Source organism: Massilia antarctica (genome assembly GCF_015689335.1).
Lineage (GTDB): Bacteria > Pseudomonadota > Gammaproteobacteria > Burkholderiales > Burkholderiaceae_D > Telluria_A > Telluria_A antarctica.
Genome location: NZ_CP065053.1, coordinates 2,339,266 through 2,362,886, shown reverse-complemented (window position 1 = coordinate 2,362,886; position 23,621 = coordinate 2,339,266). Strand labels below are relative to the sequence as shown.

Sequence of the window (23,621 nt, the reverse complement as noted above, 5' to 3'; positions counted from 1 at the left end):
CTGTCACACCGTATGCAGCTGCATCGTCGCGATATCGAACTTGCCTTCGACCGCCAGCGGCAGGATGCGCAAGCTCTTGTCGATGGCGTCTTCGATCAGGATCTGCTCTTCCTTGCGCGGCCGGTGCAGCACGAAGTCGGCCACCGGCTGCTGCGAGCCGAGCGTGCGCGGATGGCCGATGCCGAGCCGCAAGCGCCAGTAATCCTGGGTGCCGAGCGCCGCGGTGATGTCTTTCAGGCCGTTGTGCCCGCCGCTGGAACCGCCCTTCTTCATCTTGACCGCGCCCGGCGCCAGGTCGAGTTCGTCGTGCACGACCAGCACTTCATCGGGGTTGATCTTGTAAAAGCGCGCCAGCGCGCCCACCGATTGCCCGGAACGGTTCATATAGGTTTGCGGTTCGAGCAAAAACACGTCGTGGCCGGCCACCGAGGTTTTCGCCACGAAGGCGTTAAAGCGCGTCTCGCGCTGCAGGCGGCAGCCGGGCAGGCTGTTGGCGAGGTTGTCGACCAGCCAGAAGCCGGCGTTGTGGCGGGTCTGTTCGTACTCGGGGCCGGGGTTGCCGAGGCCGACGATCAGGCGAATGGGCATGGTGTTCTAAACTATCAAAATGGAGTGCAAGGATAACAGACGATAAAAAACCCGCAGGGCGCAAGGCCAAGCGGGTTTTTCTCCGACACGCCGCTTGCGCGGCGCGCAGGATTACTTCTTTTTGCCTTTGGCGGCTGGAGCGGCAGGCGCCACTTCAGCGGTAGCGGCAGCGTCAGCGGCAACGTGGCCAGCTGGCACAGCAGCGGTAGCAACGGTTGGGTTCTTGCCGTGGGTGATCGCGACCACGCCTTTTGGCAGGACCAGGTCAGCAACGTGGATCGAGTGACCGACGTCGATGTTGGTCAGGTCAACCGTGATGAACTCTGGCAGATCGGTTGCCAGGCACGACACTTCCAACTCTTGCAGCACGTGCGAAATGATGGCGGCGTGCAGCTTGACTGCTGGCGACACGTCAGCGTTCACGAAGTGCAGGGCGATTTTCTTGTGCAGCTTGCTGTTGGCATCGACGCGCTGGAAGTCAGCGTGCAGGACCAATTGCTTAAATGCGTGCATCTGGAAGTCGCGCAGCAGCACTGGCTGGGTCTTGCCGTCGATTTCCATTTCCAGGACCGAACCGTGGAACGCTTCTTTTTTCAGTGCGTGGTACAGAGCGTTGCCGTCCAGTTGGATCATGACAGGGGCTTCAGCGCCACCGTAGATGATACCTGGGGTTTGACCAGCGATACGCAGGCGGCGGCTCGCTCCGGACCCCTGCAGATTGCGATTGAATGCGATAACTTTCATGTGAAACTCCAAAAAGTGCGGGGCTTGATCGCCCTGCGGTGTGAGCGCCCCCGCGACCAGGGGTACTCGAAAACGGACACCCTGAGGTATCCGGAAAAATTGGTACTGAAATAAACTTCAGGGTGGCAAGGCCGGGAGCGCTATGCTCCCGCCTTGCCACCCTGCGAATCGGGTATTTCTATTGACTGGCTTAGTCGCGCAGTTAGTCGATAAACAAGGACATCACCGAATCGCCCTTGCTGATGCGCTTGAACGTTTCGGCAAGCAGCGGTGCGCAGGTCAGCTGGCGGATCTTGTCGCAAGCCAGGCCGGCGGCCGACAGGGGAATTGTGTCGGTGACCACCAGTTCGTCCAGCGGCGAGGCCGAAATGCGGTCGATCGCAGGGCCCGACAGGACCGGGTGCGTGCAATACGCCACCACTTTCTTGGCGCCGCGCTCTTTCAACACTTCGGCGGCCTTGGTCAGGGTGCCGGCGGTGTCGACCATGTCATCCATGATGACGCAGTTACGGCCTTCGACTTCACCGATGATGTTCATCACTTCCGACACGTTCGCCTTCGGGCGGCGCTTGTCGATGATGGCCAGGTCGCAGCCGAGGCGTTTTGCCAGGGCGCGCGCACGCACCACGCCGCCGACGTCCGGGGACACCACCAGCAGATCGTCGTAATTGCGTTTTTGCAGGTCGCCCAGCAGAATCGGGGATGCGTAAATATTGTCAACCGGGATATCGAAGAAGCCCTGGATCTGGTCGGCGTGCAAGTCCATGATCAGGACCCTCTCGACGCCGGCTTTTTCCAGCATGTTGGCCACCACCTTGGCCGAGATGGCCACGCGCGCCGAACGCGGACGGCGGTCCTGGCGGGCATAACCAAAATAAGGAATCGCCGCGGTGATGCGGCCGGCGGACGCGCGCTTCAAGGCGTCGACCATCAGGATGATTTCCATCAGGCTGTCGTTGGTCGGTGCGCAGGTCGATTGCAGGACAAAAACGTCTTTACCGCGGACATTCTCGTTGATTTCGACCATCACTTCGCCATCCGAGAACTTGGAGACGACTGCTTTGCCGAGAGGGATGCCCAGATTCTTTGCGACCCCTTCTGCCAGCGCAGGGTTAGCGTTGCCGGTAAAAACCATCAGGTTTTCGTAAGCCATGGGAGTCCCAAGAGGTAAGCATTGATTTCTTTGAATGTCGCCGGACAGAACCGGCCGGCTGACGCTAAGCTAACAAGTGACTCGCGAGAGCGAGGCCACCGAGTCCGCCTGCTGGACGCTGACTTCGCATCGACAGACCAGGCAAAACGAATGGCAGGGGAACAAGGATTCGAACCTTGGTATGCTGGAATCAAAATCCAGTGCCTTAACCAGCTTGGCGATTCCCCTACGCAACTGACTGCTTGTCGTCACACTTGACATTTTATCGTCAAACACAACGCCAGGCCAAATTCTATTCTATAACCGCACTAACTTGCAACACCGTGTTGAGAGGATGATGCATCAGCGCTTTTGCTTTCCATGCTCTCCAGATGCCGGGTACTTGTTGAAGTACCGTGTCGGCTTCCGCTTCGCTGGAAAACGCGCAAAATACACACGCTCCCGAGCCAGTCATCCTGGCGTCACCGTGAGCCGAGAGCCAGTCGATCGCCTGTGCTACCGGCGGGAACAAACTCACTGCCACTGCTTGCAAATCATTTTTTCCGAACCCAGTTGAATCTGTTCGATTCATGGTGTGCCTGGAAAAGTCCGTTATTCTGACGGGTTTCGTGTCCCTTGTCAAATGCTCTGAGCAAAATATTGCTGCGGTGGGGACCGCGACCCCTGGTTCGATGACGACGTACCAGCAATCGGGGGCCTCCACCGGCAGCAAAGCCTCGCCCACGCCTTCGGCAAAAGCGGTCTGGCCGAAGATGAAAAACGGAATGTCGGCGCCCAGCGGCAGGGCCAGCGCCATCAGTTCTTCGCGCGAGAAGCCCGCCTCCCACAAGGCGTTGGCGGCCATCAGGGCCGTGGCCGCGTCCGAGGAGCCGCCACCGAGCCCGCCACCCATCGGCAGGCGCTTGTCGATGGCCACGTCGATGCCTTGTGGCGGATGGCCGTGGCGGCGCGCATAGGCCGCTTGCAGCAGCAGCAGCGCGCGTACGATCAGGTCGCCCTGCTCCGGCACGCCGGGCACGTCGGTGGTGCGCACGATGCGTTCATCGGCCCGCAGGTCGAAGTGCAGCAGGTCGCCATGGTCCACCATCTGGAACACGGTTTGCAGCAGGTGGTAGCCATCGGCGCGGCGCCCGTTCACATGCAGGAACAGATTGAGCTTGGCCGGGGCCGGACAGTCGTGCAGGGAGGTACGGCGCATATCAGCCTTGCTGGTCGATCACGATGCGGATTTCCATCGCTTCCGCGGTGGCGCTGGCCGCGCGGGCCACGTCGATGCGCTTGGGCACCGGCTTGGCGGCGTTCGGGTCTTGCCAGCTCACGAAGGTCAGGCGCCAGCCATCGGCCGTGGTGACCGTGTTGGCGGCGGGCGAGGCGGCGAAGCGCTGGCCGTCGGCGCCGCTGGCGTAACCCTGCAGCCAGTCGCGCAAGCCCGACACGGGCAAGGACCAGCCGAGCGTTTGCGCGGTCAGGGTATCGATGTCGCGCGCCACACGCGGGGCGCGGTCGCCCTGCGTCAAGGTGGCCGAATCGGGCGTGACCTTGATGGTGGCGATGGTCTGGCCCAGCGGCGACGCCAGGCTGACGTTGACCGAATCCGGCGCCTGGTTCCAGCTAAATTTGCCGGTCAGGGTCTCGGTCTGGCCGTCTTTTTGGTAGTTCACGGTGAGGCGGCCACTCAGCTCGATGGCTTCGCGGTAGGCGGCCACCTTGGCCGACGACAGGTTGGCGGGGGTGACGCAGGCCGACAGCAGCGCCGTGCAGGTCAAGGCCAAGGCAAGAATGCGGGTTTTAGATTTGAACATCGTGGCGATCCGGCAGCGTAAAGGAGATGCGCCGCATTATGACCCATCGCGGCGCTGCCCGGCGCGGCCTGCGCGGCGCGGCCGGGCCTGTGCGGCCCGACCTGTCACAGCTTGAGCTGCAGGCGCGCGAGCGTACTCTTGAGCGTGTCGTTCTTGGGGTCCCTGGCGCGCGCTTCGCGCCACAGCTGCTGGGCATCGGATTTCAAGCCCTTTTGCCACAGCACTTCGCCCAGGTGCACGGCGATTTCGACATCATTGCGCAGGGCGTAGGCGCGGCGCAGATGGGCCTCGGCTTCGTTCAGGTTACCAAGGCGGTACTGCACCCAGCCCATGCTGTCCATGATGAAGGGGTCGGCCGGCGCCATTTTCAGGGCCTTGTCGATCAGCGCCAGGGCTTCGTCGAGGCGCACATTGCGCTCGGCCAGCGAGTAGCCCAGCGCGTTATAGGCGTGATGGTTGTCGGGCTCTTGCTGCATGACCAGGCGCAGGTTTTTTTCCATCACGTCGACCTTGCCGATCTTTTCGGCCAGCAGCGCGAAGTCGTACAGCAAATCGGGGTTGCTCGGAAAGCGCGCCGCGCCCTGCTCCATCACCGCGTAGGCTTGCTCGATCTTGCCGGCGTCGCGCAGTACCTGGCTTTGCACCAGCACCACTTGCACCTGCTGGGCGGGCTCCTCGGCCTTGAGGGCGGCGAGGAAGGCTTTCGCGCCTTCCAGGTCGCCCTGCTTGCCCATCAGCTGGGCGCTGCGCAGCTGCGCCGAAAACCAGACGGGCGCGTCTTCCTGTTCGATTTTTTCCAGCCACGCGCGCGCGGCGGCGAAGTCGCCCCGCTCTTCGGCCAGCTGCGAGAGCATGATCAGCACCTTGGCCGGATCGCGCTCGTCGCCGGGGTTCTTGTCGAGCGCCGTGATGAAGCCGGACAGGTAGGTTTCGGCCGCGGCCGGGTCGGACAGCTGCATCGACAGGATGCCGAGCGCGTACAGGGTGCCCGGATTGTCCGGCTGCTCCTTGAGAAGGGCCAGAAACTCCTTGCGCGCCGGCTCGTACTGTTTTTGCGTGACGAGGATGCGGGCGTAGGCCGCGCGCACTTCGCGCGACCCCGGATTGGCGGCCAGGAATTTGGCCAGCAAGGGAGCGATCTCGCCCTGCTCGCCGCTGACCTGGGCCAGGGTCAGCACGGCGATTTCTGAATCGGGCTTGAGGCGCAGCGCTTCCTGCGCATGGGCCAGCGCCTGCGCGTTGGCGCCGCGCGAGTAGGCCGACTGCGCCAGCACCACGCGCGCTTCGCTCATGGAGGCGTAGGGCGCCAGCAGGCGTTCGAGCAGGGCGCCGGCGGCGGCCTTATCCTTGGCGCGGGTGAGCAGTTGCTGGATCTGGTACATGGCCACGCCGCGGTTGGCGGGCGCGGCGTCGCGCAGGCGCGCGGCGAACAGCACGCCCGCCTCGCTCAGGTCGTCGGCCATGACCGAGGCGGCGATGTAATACTGGCCGGCTTCTTCGGAATCGGGCGCCAGTTCGCGCCACAGGCGGATCGCGGCCAGCGCTTCGCCACCCTTCTGGGCTGTCTGGGCCATTTCGGCGGCGCGCTGCGCCAGGCGCGGGTCGCGCGTCTGCTGGGCCAGGCCCATCATGGTCATGTACGGGCCCTGCCAGACGCCGCTTCGAAATTCCAGCTCGGCCTTCATCAGCTTGTAGAGCATGTCCTTGGTGAGGGCCACGTGCGGCAGCTTGAGGTCCGGCGATGGCTCGTCCGGCGCGGACGTGCGTTCGCCTTCGGCGAGCACCTCGGCAGCCGGCGGCAGGGGTTCGGACGCACTGGCTGGCGCGCTGGCGGGCGCCGGGGCCTCCGCCTGGGCATCGGGCGAGGCGCCCGCCTGGGCGGGAGCTTGAGGCGTTGGCGCCACGGCGCACGCCGAGAGCAGTCCGGACAGGGTTACAATGACGAAAGCGTTTTTCAAGGGGGTTCCAGAATGACAGCGATTATTCCCGATTCTACGCCCAACACCAGCTTTGCGTACGGGGCCACACCGTCACTTCCATGAATTTTCCTATCCGCCATGCCTGAACTGCCCGAAGTCGAAGTCACCCGCCGCGGCGTCGCTCCCCATATCGATGGCCGCATCGTCGATAGCGTCTTGACGCGCAGGGAGGGCTTGCGCTGGCCGTTCCCGCCCGGCTTGTCCGATTTGCTGGCCGGGCAGCGCATCCTGCACACGGGACGGCGCGGCAAATACTTGCTCATCGCCTTCGATCATGGCACCCTGATCATCCATCTGGGCATGTCCGGCCACTTGCGCGTGTTGCCGCCGGACACAGAAGTGAAAAAACACGACCATTTCGACCTCGTGGTCGAGGGCGACGCGGGCCGCCAGGTGCTGCGCATGAACGATCCGCGCCGCTTCGGCGCCGTGCTGTGGCACCCGGGCGATGACGGCGAACTCGACCAACACATCCTGCTGCGTGGCCTCGGTGTCGAGCCGCTGGAAGCGGGTTTTTCGGGCGAATTACTGTACCGCGAAACGCGCAAGCGCTCGGCGCCCATCAAGCAAGTGTTGCTGGCGGGCGATATCGTGGTGGGCGTGGGCAATATCTACGCGTGCGAGAGCCTGTTTCGGGCAGGAATCAACCCGAAAACGCCGGCCGCGCGCATCGGCCGGGAACGCTACAACAGGCTGGCCGAGGCGATCCGCCTTATCCTTTCTGAGGCTATTGTGCAAGGAGGCAGCACTTTGCGTGACTTTATTGCTGTAAATGGGCAATCGGGCTATTTCCAACAGACATATTTCGTCTATGATCGTGCTGGAGTGCCTTGCCGCAACTGTGGGGCAGAGATTCGTCAGATCAAGCAGGGACAGCGGTCGACTTTTTATTGTGTAAATTGTCAAAAATGACAATCGAGCAGGATTCGCAAGAACCTGTACGCGAGGGCAATGTGAGCATAATGGTGCAAGATTTTGAGCAGTACAGCGCATGGCGTCAAGACGTGGCCATGGCCCTGGAAAAGTATCAGATGTGGGTCAACGCGGCCGAACTGGCTGACGCGGCAACTGAGCAGCGCATTGCGCGCGCGCTGGCGCGCCTGGCCGACGACCGGCTGTCGGTGGCCTTCGTGGCGGAATTTTCGCGCGGCAAATCGGAGCTGATCAACGCGATTTTCTTTGCCGATTACGGCCAGCGCATCCTGCCGTCCGCGGCTGGCCGCACCACCATGTGCCCGACCGAGCTGATGTACGATCCGGCCTTCCCGCCGTGCATCCGCCTGCTGCCGATCGAAACGCGCGCCAGCAACCTGTCGACCAGCGATTACCGCGACGATCCGGCCGCCTGGACCGTGCTGCCGCTCGCGCTCGACGCCGGCGAGGAAATGCACGAGACCTTCAAGCAGGTCAGCATGACCAAGCATGTCAAGGTCGAGGAAGCCAAGCGCTATGGCCTGTTCGACGAGACCGACCCGGACGTCGCCGCCACCCTTGACGATAACGGCGAGATCGAAATTTCGCTGTGGCGCCACGCCATCATCAACTTCCCTCACCCGCTGCTGAAACAAGGCCTGGTCATTCTCGACACGCCTGGCCTGAACGCGATCGGCACCGAGCCGGAACTGACCCTGAACCTGATTCCGAACGCGCACGCGGTGCTGTTCATCCTGGCCGCCGAAACGGGCGTGACCAAGAGCGACATCGAAGTCTGGCGCACGCACATCGGCGCCGGTGCCGGCCGCATCGTGGTCATGAACAAGATCGACGCGATGTGGGATGAGCTCAAGACCGAGGCCGAGAACGATGCCGAGATCGAACGCCAGCAAACCACCGTGGCGCACATGCTGGCCCTGGAGCCGCGCCAGGTATTCCCGGTGTCGGCGCAAAAGGCGCTGGTCGGCAAGATCAACGGCGACATGGCGCTGCTCGAAAAAAGCCGCCTGGGCGCGCTGGAAGCGGCCCTGTTCAACGAACTGATTCCGGCCAAGCAGGACATCATCCGCAAGCAGCTTTCGGACGACCTCAATGCGGTGGTGAGCATCCAGCAGGCCACTATTGGCGCGCGCATCCGCGACATCGTCGAGCAGCTGCAGGAACTGAAAAGCTTGCGCGGCAAGAACCAGGGCGTGATCGCGCACATGATGCGCCGGGTCGAAGTCGAGAAGAAGGAATTCGACGGCAGCCTGTTCAAGCTGCAGGGCACGCGCGCCGTGTTCGCGCGCCTGTCCACGGAGCTGTACACGACCTTGGGCATGGACATCGTACACAAGGAAATCGCCGCCGTGCGCGAAGCGATGGCCGCGTCGCGCTTCGTCACCACCGGCATTCGCGGCCCGGTCAAGCATTTCTTCGACCAGGCGCGCGCCAATCTGGCTGTCTCGAACGGCAAGATCGCCGAGATCAGCGAGATGATGGAAATGATGTACCGTAAATTCGCCGCCGAACATGGCCTGAGCCTTGCGGTGCCGATGACGCTCTCGCTCGACAAATACCGCAAGGAAGTCGATGCCATCGAAGAGGTCTACGTCAAGCAGTTCGGCACCACGACCTTGCTCATCACCAGCCGCGATGCCGTGATCGAGCGCTTTTTCGATTCGATCGCCTCGCGCGTGCGGCGCAGCTACCGCGCCGCCAACGCCGACGTCGAGGCCTGGCTGAAGGTGATCATGTCGCCGCTCGAAGCGCAGATCCGCCAGCACAAGGACCAGCTCAAGCACCGCCTGGCATCGATCCAGCGCATCCACGATGCGACCGACAGCCTGGAAACCAAGATCGAATCGTTCGAGGCCAGCCAGTTCGCGCTGGAGAAGGTCAAGGCGCGTTTGAACGACCTGGCCGGCAACGTCGAATCGGCCATGCAGCGTTCCACGGCGGCGGCATTCGAAGCGGCGGCGTGAAAAGACTGACCGAGTTCGGGCAGCTGGAAGACCCCTCGTTTTCCGCTGCCGTCATCGACTGGCAAAAGTCGCACGGGCGCCATGCCCTGCCCTGGCAGAACACGCGCGACGCTTACCGTATCTGGTTGTCCGAGATCATGCTGCAGCAAACGCAGGTGGCCGCGGTACTGGCTTACTATGCGCGCTTCCTGGAGCGCTTCCCTACCCTGCACGACCTGGCGGCGGCGCCATCGGAAGAGGTGATGGCCCAGTGGAGCGGCCTTGGCTACTACACGCGGGCGCGCAACCTGCATGCCTGCGCCAGGCGCGTGGTCGACGAATACGGCGGCGTGTTCCCAAGCGACCCGGCCCTGCTGGCCGATTTGCCCGGCATCGGCCGTTCGACGGCGGCGGCCATTTCCGCGTTTTCCAGCGGCACGCGCGCCGCCATCCTGGACGGTAACGTCAAGCGTGTGTTTGCGCGCGTATTCGGCATCGATGAATTCCCCGGCGTGAAGGCGGTCGAAGATGGCTTGTGGCGGCGCGCGGAAGCGCTGCTGCCGGCCGAGGGTATCGAATCGGGCATCGAATCATATACGCAGGGCTTGATGGACCTGGGGGCGACCTTGTGCACGCGCAGCAAGCCCGATTGCCCGCGCTGCCCGCTGCGCGAGCGCTGCGTGGCCCATGCGACCGGACGCACGGCCGAACTGCCGGTGCGCAAACCGAAAAAGACCATTCCCGAGAAGCAGGCGACCTTGCTGGTGGTGATCGAGGGCGGCCACGTGCTGCTGGAACAGCGCGCGCAGAGCGGCATCTGGGGCGGGCTGATGTCGCTGCCGGAAGTCGATGGCCACGCCGTGCGCGGCGCGCTCACCATCGACGCGGTGGCGCCGCTGGCCGCTGCCTTCGGCGAGGTGGAAGAGATGTCGGCGCTGCTGCCGCTGGTGCACGTATTCACGCACTACCGGCTGCACATCGCGCCGTTTCAGGTATCGCTGTCGCGCCGCGCGCCACTTGCTGCGCCGTATCTCTGGTGGGACCTGGCGCGCATCGATAGCGCGCCCCTGCCGGCGCCGGTCAAGAAACTGCTGCTCGATCTGAGCGCGCCGTCCCTGTTCTAGTTAAAGATCGTCGAGCGAGAAGATGCGCCGGTGTTCGCGGATCGCATAGCGGTCCGTCATGCCGGCGATGTAGTCGGCGATCTTGCGCGCCTGGCGCGTGACATCCCCGCCAGATAACTGGTAATCGGGCGGCAGCAGCACCGGTTCGGCCATGAAGGCGTCGAACAGCTCGCGCACGATGCGGCTCGCTTTCACGCGCATCCGGTTCACCTTGAAGTGGCGATACAGGTTGGCGCGCAGGAAGCGCTTCAGCTCCGTCGCATCCTTGCGCATCGGGTCGGAAAAACGGATCAGCGGCCCGCTGGTGCGCACCGCGTCCGTGTCCACCGGCGCGGCTTCGGCCAGCAGCACGCTGGACGTTTCGATCAGGTCGTCGGCCAGCACGGTGATCAGGCGGCGCAGGGTTTCATAAATGGCGCGCCGGCCCGACAGGCCCGGATACGCCTTCTGCACATCGTGCCAGCGGCGCGCGAAGAAATCGACTTCCTCCAGCTGCGCAATCGTGATCAGGCCGGAACGCAAGCCATCGTCGATATCGTGGCTGTTGTAGGCGATTTCGTCGGCCAGGTTGGTCAGCTGCGCTTCCAGCGAGGGTTCGGTGCGGTCGATGAAGCGCTGCGCCACGGGGCCGAGCAGCTTGGCATTGGTCAGCGAGCAGTGCTTGAGGATCCCCTCACGCGTATCGAACATCAGGTTCAGGCCATCGAAAGCGCCGTAGTGCTCTTCGAGTTCGTCGACCACGCGCAGGCTTTGCAGATTGTGCTCGAAGCCGCCGTGATCCTGCATGCATTCGTTGAGCACATCCTGGCCCACGTGGCCGAACGGCGTGTGACCCAGGTCGTGCGCCAGCGCGAGCGCTTCGACCAGGTCTTCGTTCAGGCGCAGGTTGCGCGCCATCGAGCGCCCCACCTGGGCCACTTCCAGGCTGTGGGTGAGGCGCGTGCGGAACATGTCGCCCTCGTGATTGAGGAAAACCTGGGTCTTGTATTCGAGCCGGCGGAAGGCCGAGCAGTGGATGATGCGGTCGCGGTCGCGCTGGAACTGGCTGCGCGAGGCGTGCGAGGTTTCTGCATGGCGCCGGCCGCGCGCCGTCTCCGAGTGCACGGCGTACGGGGCGAGGTGCTCTTCGGGATGCATGTCAGCCGACGCAGGCGGCCAAGGTGGCCAGCAATTGCTCGCGCGGGGCGCTGGTGATGTTCGGGCTGCCCAGGGGTTTGAGCAGGATGAACTTGATGGCGCCGCCTTCGTTCTTTTTGTCGACTTCCATCAACTCCAGCCAGCGTTCGGTGCCCAGGTCGGGAGCGACGGTCGGCAGGCCGGCGGCGGCAACCAGTGCGCGCATGCGCGCCACGGTGGCCGCGTCGACCAGGCCCAGGCGGTGCGACAGGTCGGCCGCCATGACCATGCCGCAGCCGACCGCTTCGCCGTGCAGCCAGGCGCCGTAGCCCATGCCTGCCTCGATCGCGTGGCCGAAAGTGTGGCCGAAATTGAGGATGGCGCGCAGGCCACCCTCGCGTTCATCCTGGCGCACCACGTCGGCCTTGATTTCGCAGGAGCGCGAAATGGCGTGCGCCAGCGCTTGCTGGTCGCGCGCCATCAGCTTGCCGATGTTCGCTTCGATCCAGTCGAAAAATTCAGCGTCGATGATGGCGCCGTGCTTGATCACTTCGGCCAGGCCGGCCGACAGTTCGCGCGGCGCCAGGGTGTCGAGGGAGGTGGTATCGGCCAGTACGGCGCGCGGCTGGTAAAAGGCGCCGATCATGTTCTTGCCGAGCGGGTGGTTGATACCGGTCTTGCCGCCCACCGAGGAGTCGACCTGGGACAGCAGGGTGGTCGGGATTTGCACGAAGGGCACGCCGCGCATGTAGCTGGCGGCGGCATACCCGGTCAGGTCGCCGATCACGCCGCCGCCCAGGGCCACCATGGTGGTCTTGCGGTCGCATTTGTGGGCCAGCAGGGCATCGAAGACGGTCATCAGGCTGTCCCAGTTCTTGAACTGTTCGCCGTCGGGCAGGATGATTTCGAGTACGTCATGCCCGGCGGCGCGCAAGGGCGCGGCCACCCGGTCGAGGTACGGCAGGGCCACGGTGGTGTTGGTGACGATCGCCACCTTGTGGCCGGCGATATGCTGCTCGAGCAGCGCCGGGTCGGACAGCAGGCCGGCGCCGATGGTGATCGGGTAGCTGCGTTCGCCCAGGTCGACGTTGAGGAAAATCCGGGATTGTTCGGTAATCGATGATTGCGAGGTGTGCATATTGGGCCCGCGCCCTGTTCTCGCGGCGGCTGGGCCGAGCGCGGACAGTTGCGTCAGAATAGTTTGGACCATCGATTGTACGTTAGGTCGGCCCGTGTCGATCACCAGGTCGGCAATCTCGCGGTACAGCGGCTCGCGCTGGGCCGTCAATTCTTCGAGTTTCTTGCGGGGGTCGGCCGTTTGCAACAACGGCCGGCTTTTGTCGTGGGTGGTGCGCAGCATGATGCTGTTGACGCTGGCGCGCAGGTAGACCACGCGGCCACGTTGTTTCAGAAAGGCACGGCTGGCGGGGTCGAGCACGGCCCCACCACCGGTGGCGAGGACGATGCCGTCCTGCGCCGTGAGGTCACGGATGACCTCGGCCTCACGGCGCCGAAAGCTCGCCTCGCCTTCGATTTCGAAAATCCACGGGATCGTGGCGCCGGTGCGGGCCTCGATCTCGTGATCGGAATCGATAAAGCGTTTACCCAGCTTCCTGGCAAGGATGCGGCCAATGGTTGTCTTGCCCGCGCCCATCAAACCTACCAGGAAGATATTTTCCGGTTTCAATTATGGCTTAGGAACCGATTTGAAGATTTTCGAGGAAACCGCGGTGCCGCGTGGCGTCGTGGTCCGGATCGAAAATTCACCAGGAAAGCAGGTAATGTCGGACTTGATGTTGACAGTGTGCTGTGTACCGCCGACGCGGCTGGTCGCAGGTATCTTGGACGGCGAAATGGCGCCTGGAACCAGGTGGTCGGCATCCGCGGACTCCACCAAAGTACCGCTTGGCAACGGATTGTTATTGACATCGGCAATGCGGAAATACAGGAACTGGTTGCTGCAACCTGTGCCTGAGAGCCCGACGACTTCATATTCCTTTCCATCGGCCGCGGTCCAGTCGCGCAGCTGGCCGGTGGTTGCATCGACGATTTGGCGGGTGAAAGTTGGCGTTTCACCGCTGAGGACAATCTCCATCTGGCGCCAGATGTAGTTGATGCCCCACTGGCCATTGCCTGCCGTTGTGTAGACGGTATGGTTGTAAGGGAACGGCAGATCGGCACGCGGCACATCGTACTTACCGTCGAGGGTGCCGGTGTTGCCCGGTGGGTTGCCAGTAACAACAGCTTCGTTACCGGTGTCAAGGAAGGGGTCGCCCTGGTCCTCATACGGCTCTCCACCTGATTTGCAGATGTCCACCAGTGGACGGTATGGCGTGCCCGGCTCAACCGGTTGCACCTGATCGTAATTGGCGCAGCTATATTGACCATCGCCATTGGTGTCGGTAAAGTTTTCTACACCCTGAACGTAGGCAAGCACCGTAACCCGGCCATTTTTAGGACGGAATGCCTGGCTCTTAAAGTCGACCGTGCAACCACCGCCCTTGGTGCGGCAACCGCCTTGTTCCGGCGTCGCAATCGCGCCGCCCTCGGTCACCAGATTGACGGCCGTGTCGTCCGAAATCGGATTGCCGTACTGGTCGGCTAACAAGACGGTGACCTTGGCGATCGCATTATCGTAACTCAAGCCCTCGATATTGTAGCTGTCGGCGCTGAGCGACATCGATTTCTGGATCGGCAGGCCGGTCGAGATGATCAGGCTGTCCGACAGACCGTTGATGGTAGTACCGTTACGCGAGGCCTGCGCAACCACGCGCACCGGCGTCGGAATGGTACCCGAGGCGACGGTGGTAGTGACATTGCCTTGGGCATCCGAGGTTGCCTTGGTTGGCTGCACGATCAGGCCACCGGTGCTGGTGGTGGTCTTGAAGGTCACGTCCACGCCAGGCAAGCCGATGCTGTTCTGGTCGAGCACGCGGAAGGTCAGGATGGCCGATTCCTTACGGCCCAGGCCGCCAGAGCCGCGCAAGACGATCGCGCTGCCGTTCAAGTCCGACCCGACGAACTGGATGGTGCCGATATTGGCCTTGCCCACGTTGATCTTGATAGTCTGCGTGGTATTGCCGAGCGTGACGGTGATGGTGTCGGTGACGCGCAGGCAACCCTTATTCGTGTAGGTGACCAGTTGCTTGCCGTCCGCCAGCGAGCCAAGCACCAAGGATGCGGTGCCGTCGCCGGCGCACAGGGAATTGACGGTCAGGCCAGGCACGCTGGTAGCGCCTACGCCGCCGGTGGTGACCGGAATGGTCAGCACGGCCGTGCCGAACGCCGGCAGGATGTCGGTCTGTTCAGGGGTGAATTCGACCTTGCCCAGGGTCAGCGGAGCCGCGCCCACTTCGAGGTTGACTCCTGCCTCCGCGGTCTTGCCGCCGGCGACCACGGTGGCGCCGATATTGACCGCGCCGGCAGCGGTGACGCTGGCCGGCTTGACCGTGATGACCGCCACGCCCAAGGCATTGGTCAGCGCGGTGCCCGATTCCGGTGTGAACTGGAGCAGCTTGTCATCGGTCTTGAATTTAACGACTTCGTTGACGGCAACGCTGCCATTGGCATTGACCACGGTGGCGCGCACCTGGCCGGTCTGGCCGCCCGACAGGGTGGTGATCGCCGTGCCCGTGGAATCGACCAGTTGCAAGGTCATCTTCGGCTCGGCTGGCACCGGCGGCGTGACGGTGCCGGTGCCTGGTGTGGTGGTACCGGGTGTGGTGGTGCCCGGGGTGGTGGTCGAAATTTTCCCGCCCGCGGAGCCTCCGCCGCCGCCGCATGCGGCCAGGGCCGTAGCCATGGAGACGCAGGTCAGCAGGCGAACGGGGTTCGCAAAAGCGCGTTGTAAATAAGTCGGCAGCATGTTAAGTCCTGATTAAATGTATTCGGGTGTTAGCGCGTCGACAGACGGTCTGCGACGATTTTCGGGGTAATGAAGACCAGCAGTTCGGTCTTGTTATTGGTGCGCGAGGTGCTCTTGAACAGATTGCCCAAGACCGGCAGGTCGCCCAGCAATGGCACTTTGTTGACGTTGTTGGTTTGGGATTGCTGGTAAATACCGCCCAACACAACCGTGCCGCCATTTTCGACCATCACCTTGGTTTGCACGTGCTGGGTGTTGATCGCAAAGCCGGCCCTGGTTTCTTCGCCTTTGGAATCCTTGTTGACGTTCACTTCCAGCACGACGTTGCCGTCAGGCGTGATCTGCGGCGTCACTTCCAGGCGCAGATTGGCTTTTTTCCACTCGATCGAGGTGGCGCCGCTGCTGGTCGATTTTTCGTACGGCAATTCTACACCCTGCTCGATCACGGCCACGTTCTTGTCTTCCGTTACCACGCGCGGGCTGGAAATGATCTTGCCCTTGCCGTCCGCTTCGAGTGCCGACAGTTCCAGGTTCAGGAAGCGGTTGGCGGCGGCCGAAAACAGACTGGCGGCCAGCGACGCGGCCGGATTGCCGCCGATATTGGCGGCAGGCAGGTTCAGCATCGTGGTGTTGGTGTAGCCATTGCCCGTGTCCGGGGTCTGGCCGGTGACCTGGCCGATGCCGACCAGGTTGCCGCCGATGGCGACGCGCTCGTTGCCGCGGTAGGCATAGCCGGAATCGCCACCGCGCAGGGTGCGCAGGTCGGCAAAGCCGATCTTGGCACCGAGGTTGCGGCTGAAGCCGTCGCTGGCTTCGACCAGGCGCGCTTCGATCAGCACTTGGCGCGAAGCGACGTCGGTCTTCTGGATCAGTTTGCGCAAGTCTTCCAGTTTCGAGGCGATGTCGGTAATGAACAGCTGGTTGGTGCGCGGTTCGATCACGGCGCTGCCGCGCTTGGACAGGATGCGGGTACGATTGCTCTCGCTGTCGGCCATTGGCGTACCGTCGGCATTGAGGCCGAATATCATACGGAACGCTTCCGCTTTCTGGTAGTTGAGCTGGAAGATTTCCGACTTGAGCGGCTCGAGATCGGCGATCTGGGCGCGCTGTTCGAGTTCCAGCTTTTCCTTGGTCAGCAGTTCATCCTTCGGCGCAATCCACAGCACCGAACCGTTCTTGCGCATGTCCAGGCCCTTGGCCTGCAGCACGACGTCAAGCGCGTGGTCCCATGGCACTTCTTTGAGGCGCAGGGTCAGGTTGCCGCTCACCGAATCGCTGGTGATGATGTTCAGGCCCGAGATGTCGGCGATGGCCTGCAGGGCGGCGCGCACTTCCACGTTCTGGAAGTTGAACGAGATTTTCTCGCCGCGGTAACCCTGGGTACCCTGGGTCAGCTTGTTCGGATCTTCCTTGATCGGCTTGACGTCGATGACCAGCTGGGTGTCGCTCTGGTACACGGTCTGTTCCCACAGGCCGCGCGCTTCCACCGTCATGCGCACATTGTCGCCCTGGGGCACGGTCGTGATCTGCGACACCGGGGTGCCGAAGTCGGTCACGTCGAGACGACGGCGCAGGGTTTCCGGCAAGCCGGTTTTCATGAAGTCGACCACCACCGTGTTGCCGACCTGGCGCACGTCGACAGCCACTTGGCTGTTCGGCAGGTCGACCACGACCCGGCCTTCGCCGTTGGCGCCGCGGCGGAAGTCGAGGTCGCGCAAGACCTGGCGCTTGCCGGCCTGGTCCGCCACCGCCGCAGCGGGCGAGGAGGAAGAGGCGCCCTTGAGCACCGGCTTGCCGACGCTGTCGACCGCCTGCGCCACGCCGCCGGAACCGTCGATGGTGACGATGATCGACTTGCCGTCGATGGCGGTAGCGTAGTTGAGCGGACGCTTCAGGTTCAGCACGAGGCGCGTGCGGCTGCCGGCCTGGACCACGTTGATGCCGCGCACGTCGGCCAGGTTCACGTCCTGGGCCGTCTTGCCGGTGGCATTGACCGTGGCGCCGAAATCGAGGGCGATGCGGGTCGGATTGGTGATCGAAAAGCCGATCGGCAGTTTGGTCGGGGCGGTTTTCATCGCCACGTTCACCACCACGTTCGAGCCCTGCTGGTTGGCCGTGATCGATTCGATCGCGTTGTCTTGCGCCACGGCGCTATTGCCGCCAAGGGCCAGAGCCAATAATGCGCCCATGCGGATCACCGCGCCCATGAGGGCGGTGCCATTCATTCTCAGTGCGATCATTTCTTCTCCTTACTTTCCTGCAACTCTAGCTTGGTGGGACGTTCAATCCATTCGCCGCCGGCGTCCTGGACCGTTTCCTTGATATTGATTGCTTCATCGTTGACGGCGGTGATGATGCCGAAATTCTGGCCCACCCGGTCGCCTGGCTTGACGTGGTACATGGTCTTGTCGATCTGCACCAGCGCGTAGGTGACGCCTTTCGATTTCATACTGCCCACCATTGACATGGTGTCGAGCGGGAAAGCCTCGAGCGGCTCCTTGCGCCGATCCGGATCGGGCTTGAGCGGATTGTTGGCCCCGTTGGCGGCGCGCGCCAGTTCGGCCAGCAGCTTGTTCGGGTCGTATGGGTCGATTTCTCCGGCAGTGCTGTAGGCAAACGGGACGAAGGTTTTCGGTTCGGTCAGCGGCGGAACGTCGACCTTGGTTTCCTTCTTCGTCTGCTCCATCCATGCATTGACTTCCTGGACGTCGCTGTCGCCGCAGCCGGCCAGCAGGCCCGCGCAGATCAGCAGCGCGAGGCTGTTACGTGTGGTGTTCATTTACGCGGCCCCTTTGCCATCTTTGGCCTTCTTGTCGCGGTCCGCCTTGATCTTGCGTTGCGCGTTCGCTTCCTCGGGATCGAGGTAGCGGAACGTCTTGGCGACCGCTTCGAGCACCAGGCCGCCATCCTTGTTGGTGGTCAGGGCCATATTGTTGAGCGTGACGATGCGCGGCAGGTTGGCCATGTCGCTGGCGAAAGCGCCAATGTCGTGGTACGTGCCGGTCACCTTGATGTCGATCGGCAGTTCGGCGTAGTAATCGCGCACCACCACCTGGCCCGGCTTGAACAGGTCGAACGACAAGCCGCGGCCGACGCCGGCCTGGTTGATGTCCGACAGCAGGGCCGCCATTTCCGCCTTGCTCGGCAATTGCTTCTGCAGGCGCTCGACATACTGGTCGACCTGCGCCTTCTGGGCGATCAGGGCGTCGAGGTTGATCGCCTGGGCGACCTTGGTCTTGTACTCGCCCTGCAGGGCCAGCTCTTTGGCGGCCAGTTGGTCGTACTCTTCAAACTGGGTATTCCAGTAGAAAAAATAGCCGGCCGCGACGACCGCAGCCACCACGCCGATGCCGCACAGGATACGCGGCGCAATCGGCCATTGTCCCGGCGGGCGATCGCCCAGGTTCTGGAACTGGGAGCTGAGCGAGCCACCCATGGATTTCAGGTCTATATTCATTCTTTCAATCCGATCTGGCTAGGGGGCCGCTTTTGCGGGAACCGGTGAGCCGGGGGCGGTGGCGGCAGCAGGGGCGCCAGCGGCGGGTTTCTGGCCCGGCTTGAGCGCTTCATCCTTTTCGCGCTGACGCTTGATGAACAGGTTCAGCGAAAACTCGACGACTTTCTTGCCGGTTTTACTCTGCGCCAGTTGCACCGCGCGTACCTCGGTCAGGTCGGGACGTTCGAGCCATGGCGAATTGCCGGCGATATTGCGCAGCAATTCGGCAACCCGTTCCTGCGACTGGGCGAAACCGCCCACCGTGACCCGCTGGCCATCCTGCTTGAACGACTTGAGGTAGACGCCCTGCGGGGTCTGCCTGACCAGCTCGTCGAGCAGATAGACCGGCTGGTTGCGGTCGCCCTGCAAGTCTTCGACCGCCTGCTGGCGTGCCTTGAGCGCTTCGATTTCCTGTTTCAAGGCCGCGATCTCGACGATTTTCTTGTCGAGTTCGACGATGGCCGCTTTCAGCACGCCATTGCGTTGTTCCTGGATCGCGATACGGCGCGCGTTGTAACCGCCCACCGCCATCACCACCAGCACGCCGAGCACGGCCGACAAGGCCATCAGGGCGATAAAGGCACTCTTCTTTTGCTTGCGCTTTTCTTCCCGGTGGGGAAGCAAGTTAATTCTGATCATCAGCCAAACCTCCGCAGGGCCAGCCCGCAGGCAACAAGGTAGGCGGGCGCCTCAGTACGCAATTGCTGCTCGCGCACGGACGGGCCCAGCGACATGCCTTTGAAAGGCGATACCACCGCGCTGGAAATTTTGGTCCGGCTCGCCACGATGTCGAGCAAGCCGGGAATCAAGGCACAGCCGCCGGCCAGGAACAATTGATCGATCCGGGTGTAAGGCGTCGAGGTGTAGAAGAACTGGATCGCGCGGGTCACTTCGAGGGCCGCGTTTTCGAGGAAGGGAGCGAGCAGGTCAGCCTGGAAATTGTCGGGCAAATCGCCCGCTTTCTTCTTGGCATCGGCTTCGTCGAAGGACAAGCCGTACGAGCGCACGATATCCTGGGTCAGCTGGTTGCCGCCGAAGGGTTGCTCGCGCTCGTAAATGGTTTCGCCGTTGAGCATGACCGAAATGTGGGTGACTTGGGCGCCGATCTGGAACAGCGCCACGATCTGGCCCTCGGAACCCTTCATCTGCGACGTCACGCGCTCGAGCGCGGCGCGCGCCGCATACGATTCGATATCCATCACCACTGCGGTCAGGCCGGCCGCTTCGGCAATCGCCACGCGGTCCTCGACCTTTTCCTTGCGCGAGGCGGCCAGCATGACGTCGATGTCGTCGATCGAATTGGCAGCCGGTCCGATCACGTCGAAGTCGAGGCTGACCTCGTCGAGCGCAAAGGGAATGTACTGACTCGCCTCGGACTCCACCTGCACTTCAAGCTGGTCTTCGGACATCCCGGCAGGCAAGATGATCTTTTTCGTGATCACCGAGGCCGGCGGCATGCCGAGCGCGACCAGCTTGACGCGGGTACCGCTTTTCTTCCAGACGCGGCGCACCGCCTCCGACACCTGCTCGATATTTTCGATGTTTCCGTCGACGACCGCACCACGCGGGAACGGTTCGGACGCGTAGCGTTCGAGACGCAGCTCGTTTTTGCCGACCACGACCAGTTCAACCAGCCGGACGCCGGACGTGCTGATGTCCAGACCGAGCAGAGGTGGCCTGGATTGACCGAACAAGGAACCTAAATTGACCATCAAGACCGTACTCCCTTACCTACCTATAATCAATGCTTACGCTGCAAAACGGGCCTTGCAGAACCAAAAATGAAAGTGCCCGACGCGGGGAATTTGTTACAAAACCGCCATTTAGCATCCATACATAAGGCAGTACATTAAATCGTAGCAATAAGCGTGATCTCGTGTAAAGGTATTTCTGTTTTGAAATTTTATGCCTGTGGGCTGGAATGCGACACTCTGTGAACTGTGGGTCATCAGAGTTGTTTTGCGGGCACAAATGTTCCAAAAGGCAAGTAGTTGGCGATGTGCCGCGGCAGGTGGCGGTGCATTATAATGAGGGGCACCCAATTAAAGCGAAAGATTCGACCCGCATGAGCTCTTCCAAGCCGGACGTCAGCACCACTTCCCCATCGCGCCCCGCCCGTGCGCGCTCGCCCAAGCGACTGTTGTTAATTGTCCTCGGTGGCCTGACCGGCACGGCCCTGATTGGCTTGCTGATCGTGGTGTTCGCGCTGGCCATGGCCTACCCGAATCTGCCCCCGCTCGACACCCTGACCGACTACCGTCCCAAGATGCCCTTGCGGATTTTTTCGGCCGACAATGTGCTGATCGGCGAGTTCGGCGAAGAGCGGCGCAACCTGGTCCACATCAAGGATATTCCGGAGGTCATGAAGAAGGCGGTGCTGGCGATCGAAGATGACCGTTTCTACCAGCACGGCGGGGTCGACTACACCGGCATCCTGCGCGCGGCCGTGCACAATGCCACCGGCGGCGCCAAGCAGGGCGCCTCGACCATCACCCAGCAGGTGGCGCGCAACTTCTTCCTGTCGAGCGAGCAGACGCTCAAGCGCAAGGCCTATGAAGTGCTGCTGGCCTGGAAGATCGAGCAAAACCTGACCAAGGACCAGATCCTCGAGGTCTACATGAACCAGATCTACCTGGGCCAGCGCGCCTACGGCTTCGCCTCGGCGGCCCAGATCTACTTCGGCAAGAACCTGAAAGACATCACCGTGGCCGAAGCGGCCATGCTGGCCGGCCTGCCCAAGGCACCGTCGGCCTACAATCCGGTGGTCAATCCCAAGCGCGCGCGCACGCGCCAGCAATACATCCTGCAGCGCATGCACACCTTGGGCTACCTCACCACGCCCCAGTTCGAGGCGGCCAAGGCCGAGACCTTGCGCATCAAGACCGACAGCAGCGAATTCGGCGTGCACGCCGAGTACGTGGCCGAAATGGCGCGCCAGCTGGTGTACGAGCAATTCAAGGAAGAAACCTATACGCGCGGCCTGAACGTGTTTACCACCATCACCAAGGCCGACCAGGATGCGGCCTACCTGGCCCTGCGCCGCGGCGTGATGGAATACGAGCGGCGCCACCCTTACCGCGGCCCGGAAGCCTATATCGAGATTCCCAAGACCAAGGAAGAAGCCGACGAAGCGATCGAAAACGAACTGGCCGAGCACCCCGACAGCGACGACATCATCGCCGCCATGGTGCTGCAGGCGACGCCGACCGGCATCACGGCGGTGACGGCCTCGGGCGAGGAAGTCAAGATCAGCGGTCCCGGCCTGGCGTTCGCCCAGAACTGGTTATCCACCAAGGCCGCGGCCAACCGCCGGGTCAAGCGCGGCGCGGTGATCCGCATCAGCCAGGATGGTGGAACGGCCTGGTCGGTGACGCAGATGCCGGAAGTCGAATCGGCCTTCGTCGCGGCCGACGCGACCGACGGCGCGATCCGCGCACTGGTGGGCGGCTTCGACTACAACCGCAACAAGTTCAACCACGTCACGCAAGCCTGGCGCCAGCCCGGTTCCTCGTTCAAGCCGTTCATCTACTCGGCTTCGCTCGAGCGCGGCCTGTCGCCGGCCACCATCATCAACGACGCCCCGATCTCGTTCGACGCCGGCCAGACCGGCGGCCAGCCGTGGGAACCGAAGAACTACGACAATAAGTACGAAGGGCCGATGACCATGCGGCGCGGGCTGACCAAATCGAAGAACATGATTTCGATCCGCATCCTCAACAAGATCGGCGCCAAGTACGGCCAGGAATACACGACCCGTTTCGGCTTCGAGGCCGAAAAGAACCCGCCCTACCTGACCCTGGCGCTGGGCGCCGGCTCGACCACGCCGCTGCAGCTGGCCGGCGCCTATGCCGTGTTCGCCAACGGCGGGTTTCGCGTCAGTCCCTACCTGATCTCGAAGGTGACCGACAGCAGCGGCAAGGTACTCTCGCAGGCGACACCGGACAAGTCGGGCGATGAAGCGAACCGGGTGATCGATGCGCGCAACGCCTTCCTGGTCGACAGCATGCTCAAGGATGTGGTGCGCTTCGGCACGGCCACCAAGGCGCTGGCGCTCAAGCGCACTGACATTTCCGGCAAGACCGGCACCACCAACGATTCGATCGATGCCTGGTTCGCCGGCTACACGCCGAAACTGGTGGGCATCGCGTGGATCGGCTACGACCAGCCCAAGAACCTGGGCAACAAGGAAACCGGCGGCGGGCTGGCCCTGCCGATCTGGATCGGCTACATGCAAAAGGCGCTCAAGGGCGTGCCGAACGAGGAGCGGGTGGTACCCGAGGGACTGGTGATGGCGGGCGACGACTATTACTATGTCGAGAATCCGCCCGGCACCGGAGTGCAGAGCCTCGACATCGGCGCGCGCGGCACGCCGGCCGAGGAAAAGGTCAAGGATGCGGTCAAGAACGAACTGTTCTGATCGGGCATGGTGGAACCGGGGTCAGACCCCGGTTTTGCCGGTTGGGGTCTGACCCCGGTTCCACCAGCCGGTTGGGGTCTGACCGCGGTCCCACCATGCCGTCAGAGCGTGACGCGGGCGCCGCCCTGGGCGCTGGCGAGGTCCGACAGGGCGGCGAACAGTTCGCTGCCGTCACGTGTGTTGACCCAGGCGCCATCGAGCCGCTTGTAGTGGAAGCCGCCCGACTTGGCCGCCACCCACAGTTCCTGCATCGGCGCCTGGCTGTTGACGATGATCTTGCTGCCGTTGTCGATGAACTCGATCTCCAGCACGTTGCCGCTGCGCTTGCACTCGACATCGATGACATCCTCGTCGTTCAGCCGGTCCATCGCCTCTTCGATCTTGTTCAGGGTCGTTTCGGCCAGGTCCAAAAATTCTTTTTCGCTCATGCTACACTCCAAGGTCTGCCAATCAAACCGTGA

Annotated in this window: 19 protein-coding genes and 1 tRNA gene; 4 read left to right on the top strand and 16 right to left on the bottom strand. The window is 62.7% G+C overall.

Translation table 11 applies throughout. The annotated features are described in order from the left end of the window. Positions 1-3: 3 nt before the first annotated feature. The 7 genes from pth to IV454_RS10695 all read right to left on the bottom strand — a co-directional run bounded on the left by pth (position 4) and on the right by IV454_RS10695 (position 6,245). Positions 4-588: an aminoacyl-tRNA hydrolase gene (pth, locus tag IV454_RS10725; RefSeq protein WP_206091439.1), complete on the bottom strand. Its 585-nt coding sequence runs from the start codon at positions 586-588 to the stop codon at positions 4-6. 111 nt (positions 589-699) lie between these two features. Then, positions 700-1,332, bottom strand: a complete 633-nt coding sequence (locus tag IV454_RS10720; protein WP_206091438.1) for a 50S ribosomal protein L25/general stress protein Ctc — start codon at positions 1,330-1,332, stop codon at positions 700-702. Positions 1,333-1,534: 202 nt separating this feature from the next. Beyond that, positions 1,535-2,485 carry a ribose-phosphate pyrophosphokinase gene (locus IV454_RS10715; RefSeq protein ID WP_054265879.1) on the bottom strand — a complete coding sequence of 317 codons (951 nt, stop codon included), beginning with the start codon at positions 2,483-2,485 and terminating at the stop codon, positions 1,535-1,537. A 151-nt stretch (positions 2,486-2,636) separates the two neighbouring features. Continuing rightward, a tRNA-Gln gene (locus IV454_RS10710) sits at positions 2,637-2,713 on the bottom strand. 64 nt (positions 2,714-2,777) lie between these two features. Further along, positions 2,778-3,683, bottom strand: a complete 906-nt coding sequence (gene ispE / locus IV454_RS10705; protein ID WP_206091437.1) for a 4-(cytidine 5'-diphospho)-2-C-methyl-D-erythritol kinase — start codon at positions 3,681-3,683, stop codon at positions 2,778-2,780. Position 3,684: 1 nt separating this feature from the next. Then, entirely contained in the window at positions 3,685-4,287 is a 603-nt protein-coding gene (locus tag IV454_RS10700; protein WP_206091436.1) for an outer membrane lipoprotein LolB, read from the bottom strand. Positions 4,288-4,391: 104 nt separating this feature from the next. Beyond that, positions 4,392-6,245: a tetratricopeptide repeat protein gene (locus IV454_RS10695; RefSeq protein WP_206091435.1), complete on the bottom strand. Its 1,854-nt coding sequence runs from the start codon at positions 6,243-6,245 to the stop codon at positions 4,392-4,394. 99 nt (positions 6,246-6,344) lie between these two features. Between IV454_RS10695 and mutM the strand changes: the two genes are divergently transcribed. The 3 genes from mutM to mutY are packed head-to-tail and all read left to right on the top strand — an operon-like array spanning position 6,345 to position 10,266. After that, positions 6,345-7,178, top strand: a complete 834-nt coding sequence (gene mutM / locus IV454_RS10690) for a bifunctional DNA-formamidopyrimidine glycosylase/DNA-(apurinic or apyrimidinic site) lyase (protein ID WP_054265875.1) — start codon at positions 6,345-6,347, stop codon at positions 7,176-7,178. Positions 7,179-7,228: 50 nt separating this feature from the next. Next, on the top strand, positions 7,229-9,163 hold the full coding sequence (locus tag IV454_RS10685) for a dynamin family protein (protein WP_206091434.1): 1,935 nt from the start codon (positions 7,229-7,231) through the stop codon (positions 9,161-9,163). After that, positions 9,160-10,266, top strand: a complete 1,107-nt coding sequence (mutY, locus tag IV454_RS10680) for an A/G-specific adenine glycosylase (RefSeq protein ID WP_206091433.1) — start codon at positions 9,160-9,162, stop codon at positions 10,264-10,266. The genes IV454_RS10685 and mutY overlap by 4 nt, the downstream gene beginning before the upstream one ends. On the opposite strand, the gene IV454_RS10675 is transcribed toward mutY, so the two are convergent. From IV454_RS10675 to IV454_RS10640, 8 genes are all read right to left on the bottom strand, one after another. Next, on the bottom strand, positions 10,267-11,403 hold the full coding sequence (locus IV454_RS10675; RefSeq protein WP_206091432.1) for a deoxyguanosinetriphosphate triphosphohydrolase: 1,137 nt from the start codon (positions 11,401-11,403) through the stop codon (positions 10,267-10,269). 1 nt (position 11,404) lies between these two features. Further along, positions 11,405-13,036 (bottom strand): bifunctional shikimate kinase/3-dehydroquinate synthase AroKB, encoded by a 1,632-nt coding sequence (aroKB, locus tag IV454_RS10670; protein WP_206092632.1) that lies wholly within the window; start codon positions 13,034-13,036, stop codon positions 11,405-11,407. A gap of 33 nt (positions 13,037-13,069) precedes the next feature. Continuing rightward, positions 13,070-15,184: an Ig-like domain-containing protein gene (locus IV454_RS10665; protein ID WP_206091431.1), complete on the bottom strand. Its 2,115-nt coding sequence runs from the start codon at positions 15,182-15,184 to the stop codon at positions 13,070-13,072. Between the two features lie 92 nt (positions 15,185-15,276). Then, positions 15,277-17,487 (bottom strand): type IV pilus secretin PilQ, encoded by a 2,211-nt coding sequence (locus IV454_RS10660; RefSeq protein ID WP_370663778.1) that lies wholly within the window; start codon positions 17,485-17,487, stop codon positions 15,277-15,279. After that, positions 17,484-18,026 carry a pilus assembly protein PilP gene (locus tag IV454_RS10655; protein ID WP_206091430.1) on the bottom strand — a complete coding sequence of 181 codons (543 nt, stop codon included), beginning with the start codon at positions 18,024-18,026 and terminating at the stop codon, positions 17,484-17,486. Before IV454_RS10655 ends, IV454_RS10660 begins: the two co-directional genes overlap by 4 nt. Then, the gene (locus IV454_RS10650) at positions 18,027-18,704 is read right to left on the bottom strand and encodes a type IV pilus inner membrane component PilO (protein ID WP_229522181.1); all 678 of its coding nucleotides are present in this window, start codon (positions 18,702-18,704) and stop codon (positions 18,027-18,029) included. A gap of 18 nt (positions 18,705-18,722) precedes the next feature. Then, positions 18,723-19,382: a PilN domain-containing protein gene (locus IV454_RS10645; RefSeq protein ID WP_206091429.1), complete on the bottom strand. Its 660-nt coding sequence runs from the start codon at positions 19,380-19,382 to the stop codon at positions 18,723-18,725. Next, on the bottom strand, positions 19,382-20,455 hold the full coding sequence (locus tag IV454_RS10640) for a pilus assembly protein PilM (protein ID WP_054265867.1): 1,074 nt from the start codon (positions 20,453-20,455) through the stop codon (positions 19,382-19,384). Before IV454_RS10640 ends, IV454_RS10645 begins: the two co-directional genes overlap by 1 nt. Positions 20,456-20,808: 353 nt before the next feature. Here IV454_RS10640 and IV454_RS10635 point away from each other — a divergent pair, with 353 nt between their 5' ends. Continuing rightward, positions 20,809-23,160 carry a penicillin-binding protein 1A gene (locus IV454_RS10635; protein ID WP_206091428.1) on the top strand — a complete coding sequence of 784 codons (2,352 nt, stop codon included), beginning with the start codon at positions 20,809-20,811 and terminating at the stop codon, positions 23,158-23,160. Between the two features lie 101 nt (positions 23,161-23,261). Here IV454_RS10635 and cyaY read toward each other — a convergent pair whose 3' ends face one another. Continuing rightward, entirely contained in the window at positions 23,262-23,588 is a 327-nt protein-coding gene (cyaY, locus tag IV454_RS10630) for an iron donor protein CyaY (RefSeq protein WP_206091427.1), read from the bottom strand. Between the last annotated feature and the right edge of the window lie 33 nt (positions 23,589-23,621).